The organism is Mesorhizobium sp. M7A.F.Ca.ET.027.02.1.1 (assembly GCF_004022985.1).
GTDB lineage: Bacteria > Pseudomonadota > Alphaproteobacteria > Rhizobiales > Rhizobiaceae > Mesorhizobium.
In genome coordinates this window covers 1-15254 of record NZ_RZOL01000029.1, presented here as the reverse complement: position 1 = coordinate 15254, position 15254 = coordinate 1, and the positions used below count along the sequence as shown (strand labels likewise).

12 protein-coding genes and 2 pseudogenes are annotated in these 15254 nt (G+C 64.2%); 5 read left to right on the top strand and 9 right to left on the bottom strand.

The window, feature by feature from the left end; translation table 11 throughout:
• Window position 1 precedes the first annotated feature (1 nt).
• A complete protein-coding gene (locus EN749_RS05750; protein WP_128362720.1) occupies window positions 2-2833 on the top strand; it encodes a nitrate reductase in 2832 nt (943 codons plus the stop codon).
• Between the two features lie 94 nt (window positions 2834-2927).
• Complete coding sequence (locus EN749_RS05745) at window positions 2928-3185, top strand: BrnA antitoxin family protein (protein WP_128288766.1); 258 nt, start codon at window positions 2928-2930, stop codon at window positions 3183-3185.
• Between the two features lie 250 nt (window positions 3186-3435).
• Here EN749_RS05745 and EN749_RS05740 read toward each other — a convergent pair whose 3' ends face one another.
• From EN749_RS05740 to EN749_RS05700, 9 genes and pseudogenes are all read right to left on the bottom strand, one after another.
• Window positions 3436-3792, bottom strand: coding sequence for a cupin domain-containing protein (locus tag EN749_RS05740; RefSeq protein ID WP_127397290.1), 357 nt, complete (start codon window positions 3790-3792; stop codon window positions 3436-3438).
• A 55-nt stretch (window positions 3793-3847) separates the two neighbouring features.
• Complete coding sequence (locus EN749_RS05735) at window positions 3848-5230, bottom strand: FAD-binding oxidoreductase (protein ID WP_127326488.1); 1383 nt, start codon at window positions 5228-5230, stop codon at window positions 3848-3850.
• Between the two features lie 27 nt (window positions 5231-5257).
• Entirely contained in the window at window positions 5258-6367 is a 1110-nt protein-coding gene (locus EN749_RS05730) for an ABC transporter ATP-binding protein (RefSeq protein ID WP_127267128.1), read from the bottom strand.
• A gap of 1 nt (window position 6368) precedes the next feature.
• Window positions 6369-7157 carry an ABC transporter permease gene (locus EN749_RS05725; RefSeq protein WP_023809409.1) on the bottom strand — a complete coding sequence of 263 codons (789 nt, stop codon included), beginning with the start codon at window positions 7155-7157 and terminating at the stop codon, window positions 6369-6371.
• Complete coding sequence (locus EN749_RS05720) at window positions 7154-8053, bottom strand: ABC transporter permease (RefSeq protein ID WP_128362719.1); 900 nt, start codon at window positions 8051-8053, stop codon at window positions 7154-7156. Before EN749_RS05720 ends, EN749_RS05725 begins: the two co-directional genes overlap by 4 nt.
• A 24-nt stretch (window positions 8054-8077) precedes the next feature.
• Window positions 8078-9156: pseudogene (locus tag EN749_RS05715) on the bottom strand (extracellular solute-binding protein).
• Window positions 9157-9159: 3 nt separating this feature from the next.
• The gene (locus EN749_RS05710; protein ID WP_127396173.1) at window positions 9160-9852 is read right to left on the bottom strand and encodes an XRE family transcriptional regulator; all 693 of its coding nucleotides are present in this window, start codon (window positions 9850-9852) and stop codon (window positions 9160-9162) included.
• A 135-nt stretch (window positions 9853-9987) separates the two neighbouring features.
• A complete protein-coding gene (locus EN749_RS05705) occupies window positions 9988-11082 on the bottom strand; it encodes an ROK family transcriptional regulator (RefSeq protein WP_127326628.1) in 1095 nt (364 codons plus the stop codon).
• Window positions 11083-11139: 57 nt separating this feature from the next.
• The gene (locus EN749_RS05700; RefSeq protein WP_023809404.1) at window positions 11140-11790 is read right to left on the bottom strand and encodes an SGNH/GDSL hydrolase family protein; all 651 of its coding nucleotides are present in this window, start codon (window positions 11788-11790) and stop codon (window positions 11140-11142) included.
• 343 nt (window positions 11791-12133) lie between these two features.
• Between EN749_RS05700 and EN749_RS05695 the strand changes: the two genes are divergently transcribed.
• From EN749_RS05695 to EN749_RS05685, 3 genes and pseudogenes are all read left to right on the top strand, one after another.
• The gene (locus tag EN749_RS05695; protein ID WP_128362718.1) at window positions 12134-13213 is read left to right on the top strand and encodes a substrate-binding domain-containing protein; all 1080 of its coding nucleotides are present in this window, start codon (window positions 12134-12136) and stop codon (window positions 13211-13213) included.
• A gap of 81 nt (window positions 13214-13294) precedes the next feature.
• Window positions 13295-14806, top strand: coding sequence for a sugar ABC transporter ATP-binding protein (locus tag EN749_RS05690; protein ID WP_128362717.1), 1512 nt, complete (start codon window positions 13295-13297; stop codon window positions 14804-14806).
• Window positions 14807-14814: 8 nt separating this feature from the next.
• Window positions 14815-15254, top strand: a pseudogene (locus EN749_RS05685) (ABC transporter permease); the annotation flags it as partial.

The following is a 15254-nucleotide window of genomic DNA, read 5'->3' as shown; positions in this document are numbered from 1 at the left end:
AATGGAGATCGACGAAGCGCGCGAGGTGAGGACCACCTGCCCCTATTGCGGGGTGGGCTGCGGCGTGCTGGCGAAGGTCGCCGCGGACGGGCAGGTGTCCGTGCGTGGCGACCCCGACCACCCGGCCAATTTCGGCCGGCTCTGCTCCAAGGGCTCGGCACTGGCCGAGACCATCGACCTCGACGGCAGGCTGCTTCATCCGGAGATCCATGGCCGCCGCGCCGGCTGGGACGAGGCGCTCGACCTGGTCGCTTCGACCTTCTCGCAGACCATCGCCGAGCATGGGCCCGATGCGGTCGCCTTCTATGTCTCCGGCCAGTTGCTGACCGAGGACTATTATGTCGCCAACAAACTGATGAAGGGTTTTGTCGGCTCGGCCAACATCGACACCAATTCGCGCCTGTGCATGGCCTCCTCGGTCGCCGGCCACCGCCGCGCTTTCGGCTCCGACACCGTGCCGGGAACCTATGAGGATCTGGAGCTGGCCGACCTGATCGTGCTGGTCGGCTCCAACCTCGCCTGGTGCCATCCGGTGCTCTACCAGCGCATCGCGGCTGCCCGGGAAAAGCGGCCGGAGGTGAAGATCGTCCTGGTCGACCCGCGTCGCACCATGACCGCTGACATCGCCGACATGCATCTGGCGATCGCGCCCGATGGCGACGTCGCTTTGTTCACGGGCCTGCTCGCTTATCTCGGCCAGCACAATGCGCTCGACCGCGCCTACATCACGACGCACACGACCGGCTTCGGGCAAGCGCTTTTCGCGGCCTCCGCGCTCGACCTGGCCGGCGTCGCCGCCGCCACCGGCCTGAGCGAGGACGAGCTTGGCCGTTTCTACAGCCTGTTTGCGGCGACGGCGAAAACGGTGACGGTTTACAGCCAGGGTGTGAACCAGTCGTCATCCGGCACCGACAAGGTCAACGCAATCATCAACTGCCATCTCGCCACCGGCCGCATCGGCAAACCCGGAGCAGGGCCGTTTTCGGTGACGGGCCAGCCCAACGCCATGGGCGGCCGCGAGGTCGGCGGCATGGCCAATATGCTCGCCGCCCATATGGAGATCGAAAACCCCGACCATCGCGACCGCGTGCAGCGCTTCTGGAGCGCGCCTGATATCGCGCAAAAGCCGGGCCTGAAGGCAGTCGAGATGTTCCAGGCGCTGGCTGACGGGCGCATCAAGGCGCTGTGGATCATGGCCACCAACCCGGTCGATTCGATGCCGGACGCCGATGCCGTCGAAGCGGCGATCAAGGCGTGCCCCTTCGTCGTGGTGTCGGACGTGCTGGCCCGGACCGACACCGTCCGCCATGCCCATGTCCGGCTGCCCGCCGCCGCCTGGGGCGAGAAGGATGGCACCGTCACCAATTCCGAACGCCGTGTGTCGCGCCAGCGCGCGTTTTTGGAGCTGCCCGGCGAGGCAAGGCCCGACTGGTGGATTGTCGCCGAGGTGGGCAAGCGGATGGGGTTTGGCGGGGCGTTTTCGTATGCGTCGCCAGGGGAGGTTTTTGCCGAGCATGCCGCGCTGTCGGGGTTCGAGAATGATGGTGCGCGGGATTTCGATATTGGCGTCTACGGCGGAGTTGATGGCGAGACCTACGCAACGCTTGAGCCGTTCCAGTGGCCGGCGCCCGGTCGTGCCGACCCCTTCTGGCCTGCCGGCCATCTCCCCCTCAAGGGGGGAGATCAGCCTGCCGCTCGGCTTTCGCCAATCGCCAACGCTGCGGAAGAAGCGCCGGTGACAAAGCTGCTAGTCTCCCCCCTCGAGGGGGAGATGGCCGGCAGGCCAGAAGGGGTCGGCACGACTGGGCTCCAGGTTCGCTTCTTCGCCGACGGCAATTTCTACACACCCGATCGCAAGGCGCGCTTCATCGCCATCCGCCCGACCACGGAAGTCCGCACCAGTCCCGACTATCCGCTGATCCTCAACACCGGCCGTATCCGCGACCATTGGCACACCATGACGCGGACCGGCAAAAGCCCGCGGCTTTCGCAGCACATCGCCGAGCCCTTTGTCGAGATCCACCCGGTGGATGCGCAGCGCTTCGGCATCGGTGACGCCGACATCGTGCGCGTTTCCAGCCCGCGCGGTGACGTGCTGGTCCGCGCGCTGGTGACGATACGCCAGCGCCAGGGCAGCCTGTTTGCGCCGATGCACTGGACCGATCAGTTCTCGGCAAAGGGCCGGCTCGACACGCTGACCGCGCCGCTGACCGATCCCATTTCCGGCCAGCCGGCGCTGAAACATGTCGCCGCCCGCATCGAGAAATTCGCCGCAAAAGCCTTCGGCTTTGCGGTGACGCGGCATAGGCCGTCGCCCGATGCCGCGGCCTATTGGGCCGTGGCCAAATGCAAGCGCGGCTGGCGGGTCGAGCTTGCCTTTGCCGAAGACGACATCGACTGGGCCGGCTTTGCCGGGTCACTGTTCGGCGCGTCACCGGGTGCGGAAATGCTCGCCTATCATGACTGCGACGCCGGCCAGCATCGCATCGCCGCCTTCGACGGCGATCAACTGTCAGGCGCCTTGTTCGTCGCGCCCGGCCCGGTCGCCGTGTCGCGCGGCTGGGCGGCGGAACAGTTAAGTGCCGATCATGTCGACCGGCGCGGAAGGCTGGCGATCGTGGCCGGACGGCCGGGCGGGGTCGACGTCGATCGCGGCGCCATTGTCTGCTCCTGTTTCGGCGTCGGCGCCAACCAGATCGTCGAAGCGGTGCGCCGCGGCTGCGGCAGCGTCGCGGCAATCGGCGCTGCCCTGCATGCCGGCACGAATTGCGGCTCCTGCCGCGCCGAGATCAGGGTCATCATCGAGGCGCAGAGTCTTCAAGCAGCCGAGTGATTGTCCCAACCAAATGGGCCTGCGCGACGGCGCTGGTTGGGCTATGGTGGCGCAAGCGTGCTGCGCACGAATCGTCTCAGTCAGGGTCATCCCAATGGCAAATCCCCCGCGCCGACCGACAAATCCGATGGAGGCCGCCGAGGCGGCTTTCAAACCGGTGAAGAAGCCGGCCGCTCCGGTGCGCGAGCCGCCGGCCGCTCCAGGCGCCAGGGAGCTTGTTTCGATCCGGATCGACCGCGCCGTGCTGGACCACTTCCAGGAGGATGGGCCGGGCTGGCAGGACCGCATCAACGACGCCTTGCGGCAGGCGATAGAAGGCAAGCCGACGGCCGGCGGTTTGGACGACGAGTAGCGCCCATCGCTTCGTCATCCACGGGCGGAGCAAGGAGCGTAGCGACGCGGCGCAGACCCTTGGAGCTGCTCCGCAGCCCAAGGGATACATGCCGCGACCTCAAAGCGCTGCAGCGGTGCAGAATTCTGTTCCGCTGCATTCCTCGATGGCTGTCACGGAATGGATCCCAGGGTCTCCGCGACGGAGCTTCGCTCCTGCTTCGCCCTAGGATGACGAAGTTGGGGAGGCTTCGGCCAAAGCGGACGTCGGCTCACGCCTCGAAGTGCAGGATATAGAGCTTGCGCGTCTTCTCGTGGATCGTCCATTCGCCTTTCCAGCCTTTCGGCAGCACCAGCATCTCTCCGGCGCCGACGTCCTTGCTGCGGCCATCGGGACCATGCAGCGAGGCCCGGCCTGACACGATGTGGCACGTTTCGGAATTGCTGTCGCGCGATGCGGTGAAGCGGCCCGGCGTGCACTCCCAGACGCCGACTTCCAGCGTGCCGTCGGGCGAGGTCCACAGCGTCTTCGCTGCTTCGAACTGATTGCCGCTGATCGAGGTCGGCTTGGGCTCGGGCTCGCCGAGATCGATCGAGGCGAGATGGGCGAAGGTCTGGAAATCGGTCATGGCAGTCTCCGGGCAGGCACTGAAAAAGCAGAAAGTTTTGGAGTCGCTCCGAGGCTCAATGCCCGGTGATGCGGTCGGCGATCGCGGCGAGTTTCGACGTGTGCTGGAGGCCGGCCTCCTCGCGTTCGTCGGCGACGCGATAGAGTTGATACATTGAGTGGACTCCGAGCCAGCGCATCGGCTCGGGCTCCCACTTGCTGACCTGGCGGTTGACCCAGGGCAGTCGGGTCAGTTCGGTGTCGCGCCGCAGGATGAGGTCGCGCAGCGTGCGGCCCGACAGGTTGGAACTGGATACGCCGAGCCCGACATAGCCGCCGGCCCAGCCGATGCCGGTCTCAGGGTCGAGACCGGCCGTCGTGCACCAGTCGCGAGGCACGCCCAGCACGCCGCACCAGGCGTGGTCGATGCGAAGCTTGGCTGTCTGTGGCAGAAGGCGGATGAGGATCGCGTGCAGGCTTTCGATCGTCGCCTGCTGCGTCTGGCCGCGCACGTCGGTCTGCGAGCCGTAGCGGTAGGGCACGCCGCGTCCGCCCATGGTGATGCGGCCTTCCCTGGTGCGCTGTGCATAGCAATAGGCGTGCGCGGCGTCGCCGAGAAGCTCATGGCCCTCCCAGCCGATCTCGTCCCATAGCGATTGCGGCAGCGGCTCGGTGATGATCTGCGCGCTGTTGAGCGGCAGCCAGAGCCGCTCATTGCCTGGTATGCCGGCCGTGAACCCTTCCGTGGCACGGATGATGATTGGCGCGCGCACGGTGCCGCGGCTCGTCGTGACCTTGCCCTTCTCGATGCCGGTCACGGTGGTCTGCTCGTAGATCGGCACGCCAATGCGTTCGACGGCTTCGGACAGGCCGCGCACCAGCTTGGCCGGCTGCACGCGCGCGGTGCCGTGGTGGATATAGCCGCCAAGCACATTTCTGATGTTGATGCGGGCTCTGGCCTCTTCCTGACCGATCAGGCTGACACGCTCGCTCGGCACGCTCCAGCCGATCGCATCGGCATAGGCGGCCTTGATCCGTTCGAGCTGCGGCGGGTTGGTGGCGACCGTCAGATTGTCGACCCGGCGGATGTCGGCATCGATGCCTTCGGTCTCGGTCACCGCGATCACTTCGTCGACCGTGCCATGCATGGCGGTTTCCATGTCGATGACGGCGCCGCGCGTCGAGGTCTGCAGATATTTTTCGCGCGACCAGCTGAAGCCGCCGGACAGCCAGCCGCCATTTCGGCCCGACGCGCCGAAGCCGGCGAACTCCCTCTCGACGATGGCGATGCGGATCGAAGGATCGGCCTTCTTCAGATAATAAGCCGTCCACAAGCCGGTGTAGCCGGCGCCGACGATGCAGACATCGGCTTCGAGATCACCTGGAAGCGGCGCGCGGTAGGCCGGCAGACCGATGTCGGCATACCAGAACGAGACGTTGCCGTTGACTTTGGCGTCCATGTCTAAAAACCCTGCGGGGAAAAGCGGTCAGGTCATCGTCATGTCGGCGCGGTCGTCGTCGGCAAGAAGTTTTGCATCGACGACGGACCAGCGCAGATCGACCGTGTCACCAATCGAGAACGGTGTGGCTTCCAGCGACGAGCGCACGATGGCGACCGAGCCGTCGCGAAGCGTCACCTGGTATTTCGAACCCGACCCCAGATAGATCGCTTCGCTGACCTCACCAGTGAGGCTGTTCTGCCCGGCGGCGGGAGGCGTGTTGGTGCCGGCAAGCGACAGCTTCTCCGGCCGCAGCAGGACCACCGGTTTGCGGCCGCCGGCGAGCTTGCCGTAGGCCACGATCTTCTGGCCGGCGATCGTCAGGCTGGTCTGGTCTCCGGACGCCTGGGCCTCGCCGCGCAAACTGGTCGATTCGCCGATGAACTTCGCCACGAACAAGGTCGTCGGCTCGTCGTAGAGCTGGCGGCCGGTTCCGACCTGTTCGATGCGGCCCTGATTGAACACAGCGATGCGGTCGGAGAGCACCAGCGCTTCTTCCTGGTCGTGCGTCACATAGACGAAGGTGGTGCCGAGTTCGCGGTGGATCCGCTTGATCTCCAGCTGCAGCCATTCGCGCAGTTTCTTGTCGAGCGCGCCGAGCGGTTCGTCCATCAACAGCAGCGGCGGATCGAAGACGATGGCACGCGCCAGCGCCACGCGCTGCTGCTGGCCGCCGGAAAGTTCGGAGGGATAGCGATGCGCGAAATCGGCCATCTTGACCATGTCCAGTGCTCGTACGACGAGACGGTCGCGCGCCTGCTTGTCCATGCCGCGCAAGGTGAGGGGATAGGCGACGTTCTTGCCGACCGTCATGTGCGGAAACAGCGCGTAGTGCTGGAAGACGACGCCGATGTTGCGCTTGTGCGCCGGCAGGGCGACGATGCTCTTGCCGCCGACGGCAAGATCGCCTGCGGTGAGGTCGGTGAAGCCCGCAACGACGTTGAGCGTGGTCGTCTTGCCGGAGCCGCTGGGCCCCAGCAGCGTCATGAACTCGCCCGGCTCGATATGCAGGCTGACATCGTCGAGCGCGGTGAAATTGCCGTAACGCTTGGTTGCGCCCTTGATGTCGATGGCCGCGCCACGTTCCCTCGCAGTCATCTCAACTCCTCGTCGATTTCGAGCTGATGATCAGCCCGGCGCTGATGATCAGCGTCGTGGCAATGAAGATGATGGTTCCGACGGCCGTCACCGTCGGGTCGGCGTCGCGGGTGATGCTGGTGAAGATCTGCACCGGCAAGGTCTTGAGGTAGGGACTGGTGATGAACAGCGCGACGATGATTTCATCGAAGGAGGTGACGAAGGCAAACAAAAGCCCGGACAGGATACCGGGCGCGATCAGCGGCAAGGTCACGGTGCGGAATGTGGTGAAGCGGTTGGCGCCGAGGCTGGCCGCCGCCGTTTCCAGCCGCACGTCGAAGACTTCGAGGCTTGCCGATACGGCGATGATGACGAAGGGGATCGCCAGCATCGTGTGCGCGATGACGAAGCCGGTGGTGGTGCCGACAAGCTGGTAGTCGAGGTAAACGGCATAGATGCCGATCGCCAGCACCACGCCGGGCACGATCATCGGCGTGATCAGGATAGCGCGCAGCAGGCCGGCGCCGGAATGTTTCATGCGGCTGAGGCCAAGCGACGCCAGCGTGCCGATCAGCGTGGCGGCAACGGCGACGAGGCCCGCGACCCTCAGCGAATTGAAGAAGCTCGACAGCCAATCGGGATTGGTGAAGAAATTCGCGTACCACTGCCAGGAGAAGCCGGACGGCGGGAAGGCAAGCGACTTCTTCTCGTTGAACGACATCGGGATGATGACCAGCGTCGGCATGACCAGCCAGACGGCGACCAGCAGGCAGAACAGGCCGAGCAGAATGCGGAACGGCGTTTGTCTCATGATCTGGACGCCTGCTTGTGGCGCTGGCGCATCAGCGGGGCGGCGAGTGCCAGAAGCACGAAGGTCGCGACCAGCAGCACGCCGCCCATGGCCCCGCCGCGGCCCCAGTTGAGCAGGCTGAGCACCTGGCTCTGCACCAGCGTCGACAGCATGGTGCTGCCGAGCAGGGCCGGTGTGATGTAGAAGCCGAGCGACAGGATGAAGACGATGATGGCGCCGGCAAAGACGCCGGGCAGCGACAGCGGCAGATAGATCTGCAGGAAGGCACGTGCGGGCCGCGCGCCGAGGCTGCGCGCCGCCTGCACGAGGCGCAAATCGATGCCGCGCATGACCGAATAGAGCGGCAGGATCATGAACGGCAGCAGCACCTGCGCCATGCCGATGACGACTCCGGTCTGCGTGCGGATCAGCTTCACACCGTCAAAGCCGAGCAGCCTGATGACCGAATTGATGATGCCGGAATCCTGCAAAAGGATGACCCAGGCCAGGGTGCGCACCACGCCGCTGACCCAGAACGGCACCAGCACGCACAGGATGAGGACCAGCCGCAGGCGCGGCCCGACCGCCGTCATGAGATAGGCGTAGGGATAGGCGGCGATGACGCAGACGATGGTGACCCAGGCGGCGATGGAAAAGGTGCGCCACAGGACGGTGACGTTCACCGGCGTGGAGAAGAACCAGACGTAGTTCTGCAGGCCCCAGGCCGGGTCCGAAAAACTGCGCAGCGTGACGGTCAGCAAGGGATAGCCCATAGCCGCGATAAGCAGGAGCAGGGCCGGCATCGCCAGCAGCGACGGATAGGCCGCAAGGCGCAGGCGCCGCTGCGGCCCCTGCACGGCACCTGACGGCCGGGGATGATCACCCCCGGCCGTCGGCGTATGCGATGTCTGGCTCACGCCGTCACCTCAGTGGTAGCCGGCTCAGTTGCCGGCCATCAGCGCCGTCCACTTGTCGGACGCAGCGGCGAAGTTGGCGACCCAGAACTTGATGTTCTGCTGATAGCCGAGCTTGGCGTGGTCTGGCGTGTTGGTCAGGAAGGCGGCGACGGACGTGTCGACCTTTGGCTGTGCCTCGTTGTTGATCGGCGAGTAGGAGGTCTGCTCGGTCAGGATCTCCTGCGACTTCTTGCCGAGATAGGCGTTGATCAGCGCGTAGGAGGCATCGGGGTCCTTGGCGCCGACCGGGATGGTCAGCTGATCCATGACGACCAGCCAGTCCTTCCACACCGGCGTATAGGCAGCGCCATTCTTGACCGCCGTCATGGCGCGGCCGGTCCACATGATGATCATGTCGGCCTCGCCGGATTCGGCAAGCTGCTGGGATTCTGCGCCGGTCTTCCAGAAGATCGTGTCGGGGCCGATCGCCGTGATCTTGGCGATGCCCTTGTCGATATCGGCAGGCGTCATGGCGTCGACCTTGCCGCCGTCGGCCAGGATGGCCTGTTCGATCAGGCCGCCGAGCGGGCTGCCGCTGCCGTCGATGGCGCGGGTGCCGGGGAATTTCGCGGTGTCGAAGAAATCCTTCCAGTCCTTTGGCGGATTGTCCTTGTACGTGTCGTTCTTGTACATCAGGACCATGCGTAATTCATCGCCGGCACGCTGCACTCGCCGACCTGTCCGGGCGGGATGTGCGAGATGTCGAGCTTGGTCAGATCGAGTTTTTGGAACAGTTTTCCGCAATGCACGAAGGGCGGAAAATCATCCGTGTCGACGACATCCCAGGTCACATTGCCTGATTCGACCTGCGCCTGAAGCTTGGCGATTTCGGTCGGTCCGTCGTTCAAAAGCTTGACGCCGCTCTTGTCGACGAATTCCTTAAGCGCGGCAACCTGGCCGTCCTGGTAGATGCCGCCATACGAGACGAAGGTCAGCGTCTTGCCCTTCAGCGACCCGTCCACCACGGTCCCGGCCGGCGGCGCGTTCTGCGCGTGAGCGGCGGCCGCAAGCAATGCCAGTGCGGCGGCGCCGAAAAACCCGGCCAATCTTGATCTGCTTCCCATTTTCTAACCCTCCGATGGCTCGCTGTTTGATTTTGGCAGACCGGGCGCGAGCGTTTTCCGGGATACATATTGGTCGAGGTCGACGGCGCCGCTTGTCGGCGGTGCGATGATCCACAGCACTTCGGCCACCGCATCGCCGACATTGATCGTCCGGTGCGGCGTCGAGGTCGAATATTCGATGCTGTCCCCCTCTTCGAGGGTGAAGCTCTCGTCGCCGAGCGTCAGTTGCACGCGTCCGCGCAGCACGAGGAACATCTCGCTCGCGTTGCCATGCGTGTAGGGCACGTCGCCGGTGGAGCCGCCGACGGCGAACTCGCCGCAATAGACTTCCATCTCGCGGATCGGCCGGCGCGACAGCAGCGTCTTGCGGTAGCCCTCGCTGGTCGGCAGCGCCGGCCGCTCGGCGCGTGTCAGCACCGCGTGCGGCGACACCTCGCGTTCGTCGAAAAGATCGGCGAGGCTGATGCCGAGCGCGTTGGCGATCAGCATCAGCGTGCTGGTGTTGGCACCCGAAAGGCCGCGCTCGAGCTGGCTCAGGAAGCTGGCGGTGGTGCCGATCATGTCGCCGAGCTGGCGCAGCGTCAGGCGCCGCGTGGTGCGATAGGCCTTGATGCGATCGCCCAATACCGTCGAGCGGCGCGCTTCGGCGCTGGTTGCGGCATTGTCGTTGAGTGCGTGATCCGCAGCGATTTTCATGGCGATCTCAGGGTTCACTTAACATGCTATTAAGTGAGGCGTCCTGGCAAGCGGAATCGCCTTGTCATTTGAAAATCATCGATGGACCTGCAGAGAGCCCGTAATCGGCCGACCGGCAACGCCGGTTCGGCTCGATCACTGGATCATGAAGCGCGAACTGAATGGCAGGCTTGCCGCGCCGACGGCCTTCGGGCTGATGCTGACCCGCGCGGGCAGCGCTTCGATGCCGGGGAATTCCCGGCCGATGTCGGCGCACAAGGCCTTGGCGATCTTCTGCGGCGCGTAGCTGGACAGGACGACCGTCCTGAATTCGACAAACTGGGTCAGTGCGGAAATAGAGGCTTTCAGGCGGTTGGAGCATTCCCCTAGCCATTCGCTGTAGGCCTCGCCAAGGTCAGGCCACTCGGGGCTGCTGCTCCAGATGATTTCGGACGGGCGCCGGCGCTTGGTCAGTTCGCTCTCCAGGCGCACAAGGCCATGATCGAAGCTGGCGCTGGAGTTTCCCTTGTAGATCTGGTGGTTGAGGATGAGCCTGCTCTGCAGCCGTGCTCCCAGATAGAAGAACAAATAGTCGTTGAGCGGCTTGGCGACGCCGAACATGCTCTCGCCGCCGGCCGCCGCGGTGATGTCGTTCTGCACGAAAACCGGCAGCTTGATCTGTTCCTCGATCTCCCCCTGCAAGGCTTTCAGCGAGGTGCTCGATCCGTTGCGGGTTGCAGCCATCGTGTCGACATCGTCGGGAACGGCCAGGCCGATGCCGGCAACCCGGCTGCGCGCCTCGACCGGCAGGCTGGTCATGGCTTGCCTGATCGCGCCGAACAGATCGCTGCTTTGGGGAAAGGGATTGGCTTCATCCGCCGGCAATTGCGTGTGGAAGCGCACGGTGCCGATGAAATCGATGAGTGCGATGTCGATCCTGCGGCGGCTGAAGCCGACGCCAACCGCATAGGCGCCCTCCGGGTTGAGCGAAAGCGGGATGGTGGGCGGACCGACGCGGCCGCGCTGCGCCTCGCCCTGCGAGACCAGGCCTTCCTGTTCGAGCGAGCGGACGATGACCGAGGCCGTCTGCGCCGACAGGCCGGTCTTTTCGCCGATTTCCATCCGCGAAATGCCCTCGTTCTGAAGCAGCAGCGACAGCACCAGCCGCTCATTGTAGCTGCGCACGCTCAATGCATTCAGCCCGCTCGCACGATCGGCGATGCGCAAGGGATTGGGTGGTGCGAACCTCATGTCAGGCAAGGGTCGCCCCGTCGGTTAGAGCTCGTTGCCCGGTGGCTGTAGTGTTGCTCATGTCGAGCGGCTCCAGCCGATGGCATCGACCGCGCGGGCAAGTGCGGTGCCCAGCAATCTGTGCGCCTCGGCATCGATGTGAAAGCCGTCCGCTTCGCTGCACGAGACCACCGAGCCGGCATCGAAAAAGTGGAGTTCGAGCGAGTCCGCTAGAACCTCGAACTCGAGCGCGAGCAGGCGCGATTTCTCCGGCGCACCGGCGAAGATGGACTTCCATTCCTTGACGTCGTCCTGCATCGGCGGCGGCGCCACGATCATGATCTCGGGCGTCGAGCCGCCTGGCCCAGGCGCCAGCTCCTTGATGTCGTAGACGAGGCAGCCGATCCCCATCGCCACTTCCGACGGCGGCTTGTTGAAGCGGATCTTCAAATCGTTAGTGCCGAGCATGATGATGACGAGGTCGAGCGTCGCATGGCTCTGCAGGCAGGGGCGAAGATAGGTTCTGCCGTTTTTGTGGGCGCCCTCGATCGGGTCGTCGTGGACGGTGGTGCGGCCGCTCAATCCTTCCTCGATGACATACCAGTCGGGGCCTAGCTGAGAACGCAATATGCCCGGCCAGCGTTCACCCGGCCCATAACGCTCGAGCGGCCCCCTGCCGGGGATCTGGCCGTGCGTGTTGGAGTCGCCGTAGCACAAGACTGATCGCATGTTTTTCCCGCCGGGACTGACAGCGCGCCGAAGCCGGCGAGCGCCAATCATGATGGATAGAGGAGCGATGAAAGGCAAGCAAGGGAATAGTCATTCAACATGACTAACTATTGACAGGGCGAATCCGCTGTGCTTCTAAAGTGCCCGGAGGAGTTCTCGACCGTCATCATCGTCCAGCAGGAATTGGGCTTCGGCACGCATGTGTTCGGGGGCGGGAGAATTGCGTGCATCGGTCGGTTTGCGACAACGAGCATGCATTGGGAGAGCGTCTCATGGCCGTACGCATTCGTACGGCCGGCCATACGAATTCGTAGGCCGGGGCAACCACAAGGAGGAGAGTTTAATGTTAGGATTGCTGAAAACCGTCGGCTTGGGGATGCTCGTTGCGTCCACGCTTGCCGTGACGTCGCTGGCGCATGCGGAAGACATCAAGCTGATGGACGGCGTGGCGCCGCGCCCCGACGACACGCGCATGACCGCGGCCGGTGCGTTCAAGAAGGACCCGCCCTGGGTCATCGGCATGAGCGACTTCGGCGTCAACGCCAACACCTGGACAGTACAGGTGGCGCATGAGGCGGAGAACGCCGCGGCCAAGGACAAGCGCATCTCGAAATTCATCCTGCTCGATGCCGGCTTCGACCAGAAAAAGCAGGTGGCCGACATCGAGGACCTGATCGCGCAGCATGTCGACGCGATCATCGTTCAGCCGGTGACCAGCACATCGGCCAATGCCAGCATCGCCAAGGCGGTCGCCGCCGGCATCCCGGTCATCCTTCACACCGGCCGCATCGATTCCGACGCCTACACCACCGAAATCCAGGGCGGCGCCGAGCATTTCGGCAAGGTGATGGGCGACTGGCTGGTCAAGACCGTCGGCGACAACGGCAAGATCTGGGTCCTGCGTGGCCTGGCCGGCCATCCGGAAGACACCAACCGCTACAACGGCTTACTGAAATCACTTAAAGGCACCCATGTGCAGATCATCGCCGAGGAGCATGGTGACTGGCAGTACGACAAGGCCAAGAAGCTGTGCGAGACGCTTTATCTGAACAACCCACAGGTTGACGGCATCTGGTCGTCCGGCGCTGACATGACGCGCGCCTGCGTCGATGTCTTCAAGCAGTTTGGCACGCCCGTTCCGCCGATTTCGGGCGAGGGCAACAATGGCTATTTCGGCCAGTGGATCACGGACGGGTTCAAGTCGATCTCGCCGGAATACAGCCCCGCCCAAGGTGCGGCCGGCGTGCGCGCCGCCGTTGCCCTTCTGGAAGGCAATCAGCTCTACAAACGCTATGTCTATAATCCCGACGGATGGGACCAGGACAAGGCCAAAAAATACTATCGCGACGACCTCACCGCCAATGTCTGGTGGCCGAGCGAACTGCCAGAAGACAAGCTCAAGGAATATTACGGCAAGAAGTGACGGCGCCGTGGCTGGCGGGGAGTGGACAAGCATTCCCCGCAGGCCATTCCATCTGTCGAATCCGGTTCGTTCGAGGGTTTCGTGACCAATCTTATCGAGATGTCCCACATTTCGAAGGCGTTCGGAGGGAGCAAGGCGCTCCATTCCGTTTCCCTCGATCTCAAGGCGGGCAGCGTCCACGCCCTGATGGGCGAGAACGGCGCCGGCAAATCGACGTTGATGAAGATCCTGGCGGGCGTGCATCAGCCCGATTCCGGCGAGATCTTCATGAACGGCGAGAAGCTCGATCTGAAATCGCCGCGAGCCGCACTCGATGCCGGCATTTCGACCGTTTTCCAGGAGCATTCGCTGCTGCCCAATCTGTCGATCGCCGAAAACATGTTTCTGGGCCGGGAGCCGACGACCCGGTTCGGCTCGATCGATTATCGGGTGATGAGCAGCCAGACCGCCAAGGCGCTTGGCGAACTCGGCCTCACGCTCGACCCGTCGCAACTCGTTTCAAACCTGACCATAGCCGAGCGGCAATTCGTCGAGATCGCGCATTGCATCCAGGCCGACGCCGGCGTGCTCATCCTCGATGAACCGACGGCGGCGCTCAACGCGACCGATGTCGATGTGCTCAACCGCAACATCCGCCGGCTGCGCGATAAGGGGAAGGCTGTCGTCTACATCTCGCATCGCATGGAGGAGATCTTCGAGCTGTGCGACACGGTGACGGTGCTGAAGGACGGCGCACTGGTCGGCACCAGAATGGTGTCCGAGATCACCACCGACGACCTCATCACCATGATGGTCGGACGCGAGCTTCAGGACCTTTTTCCCGATCGTACTGATAACAAAGGCGACGAGATCCTGCGCGTCGAGAACCTGAGGATCACCGAGACATCGCGGCCGCTGTCGCTGACATTGCACAAGGGCGAGATCGTCGCCCTGGCCGGCCTGGAGGGACAGGGCCAGCAGCGCTTCCTGAGATCGCTGATCGGCCGCTATCATCCCTCCGCCGGGACGATTTCCGTCAACGGCAAAGCGCTGAAAATGCCGCTCCCGCCATCATCAGGCGTTCGCCATTTGCAGCAGCTGAGGGTCGGCTTCGTTCCCGAGGACCGCAAGGAAGAGGGGCTCTTCCTCGCTTTGCCAATCGCCCACAACATCGCCATCGGATTGCATTCGAGGCGATCCGAGCTCGCGCCGGCGCGGCCGTATCGAAACGTGATCGCTCGCATGATGGAGGTCATGAACATAAAGGCGGCAGGGCCGTCCGCGCCGGTCGGCTCCCTGTCCGGCGGCAACCAGCAAAAGGTTCTGCTCGGCCGCTACCTGGCTCCCGATCTCGATCTTCTGCTGGTCGAGGAGCCGACCCGCGGCGTCGACATCGGCGCCAAGTCCGAGATCTACCACCTGCTGCGCGACTTTACCGCCAAGGGCGGCGCCGTGCTGGTGCTGTCGCGCGAGACGATCGAATTGATCGGGCTCTGCGACCGCATCTACGTCGTCCATGACGACACCATCGTTGCCGAAATGCCGGCAGCGCAGGCGACAGAACACAAGATCCTCGACGCGGCCCTGACGGGCGGCTCCGCGCGCCAGCATTAGGGGCCTCCATGCATCGTTCGCTTTTCAACATCCTGAGTGGCCGGAACACGCGGCAAGGCCTGTGGGGCCTGCCACTGCTGGTCGCCTTGCTCATTTCGCTGTGGCTGACCGTCGAGACGACGCAGTTCGCCACGGCCGAGAACCTCTTCAACCTGGTTGCCCAGGCGATGCCGCTGATCATCGCGGCGATAGGACAGCTCGTCGTCGTGCTCATCGGCGGGCTCGACCTGTCGGTCGGCTCGGTCATCAGCTTCACCACCGCGGTGCTGGCGCTCGACCAGCCGGCGATCGTGCTGATCCCGGCGGTCTTCGTGCTGGCGGCACTCATCGGGCTGATCAACGGCATGGCGATCACCCGCTTCAACGTCCATCCGATCATCGCGACGCTGTCGACGCAGTACATCGTGCTCGGCATCACGCGCATCCTGCGGCCCGTCTCCGGCGGCAC

Coding starts and splice junctions, on each gene's coding strand:
- EN749_RS05710 (WP_127396173.1), bottom strand. CDS start 9,852: ATGAAAATCGCTGCGGATCACGCACTCAACGACAATGCCGCAACCAGC.
- EN749_RS05730 (WP_127267128.1), bottom strand. CDS start 6,367: ATGACTGCGAGGGAACGTGGCGCGGCCATCGACATCAAGGGCGCAACC.
- EN749_RS05740 (WP_127397290.1), bottom strand. CDS start 3,792: ATGACCGATTTCCAGACCTTCGCCCATCTCGCCTCGATCGATCTCGGC.
- EN749_RS05735 (WP_127326488.1), bottom strand. CDS start 5,230: ATGGACGCCAAAGTCAACGGCAACGTCTCGTTCTGGTATGCCGACATC.
- EN749_RS05695 (WP_128362718.1), top strand. CDS start 12,134: ATGTTAGGATTGCTGAAAACCGTCGGCTTGGGGATGCTCGTTGCGTCC.
- EN749_RS05725 (WP_023809409.1), bottom strand. CDS start 7,157: ATGAGACAAACGCCGTTCCGCATTCTGCTCGGCCTGTTCTGCCTGCTG.
- EN749_RS05705 (WP_127326628.1), bottom strand. CDS start 11,082: ATGAGGTTCGCACCACCCAATCCCTTGCGCATCGCCGATCGTGCGAGC.
- EN749_RS05745 (WP_128288766.1), top strand. CDS start 2,928: ATGGCAAATCCCCCGCGCCGACCGACAAATCCGATGGAGGCCGCCGAG.
- EN749_RS05700 (WP_023809404.1), bottom strand. CDS start 11,790: ATGCGATCAGTCTTGTGCTACGGCGACTCCAACACGCACGGCCAGATC.
- EN749_RS05750 (WP_128362720.1), top strand. CDS start 2: ATGGAGATCGACGAAGCGCGCGAGGTGAGGACCACCTGCCCCTATTGC.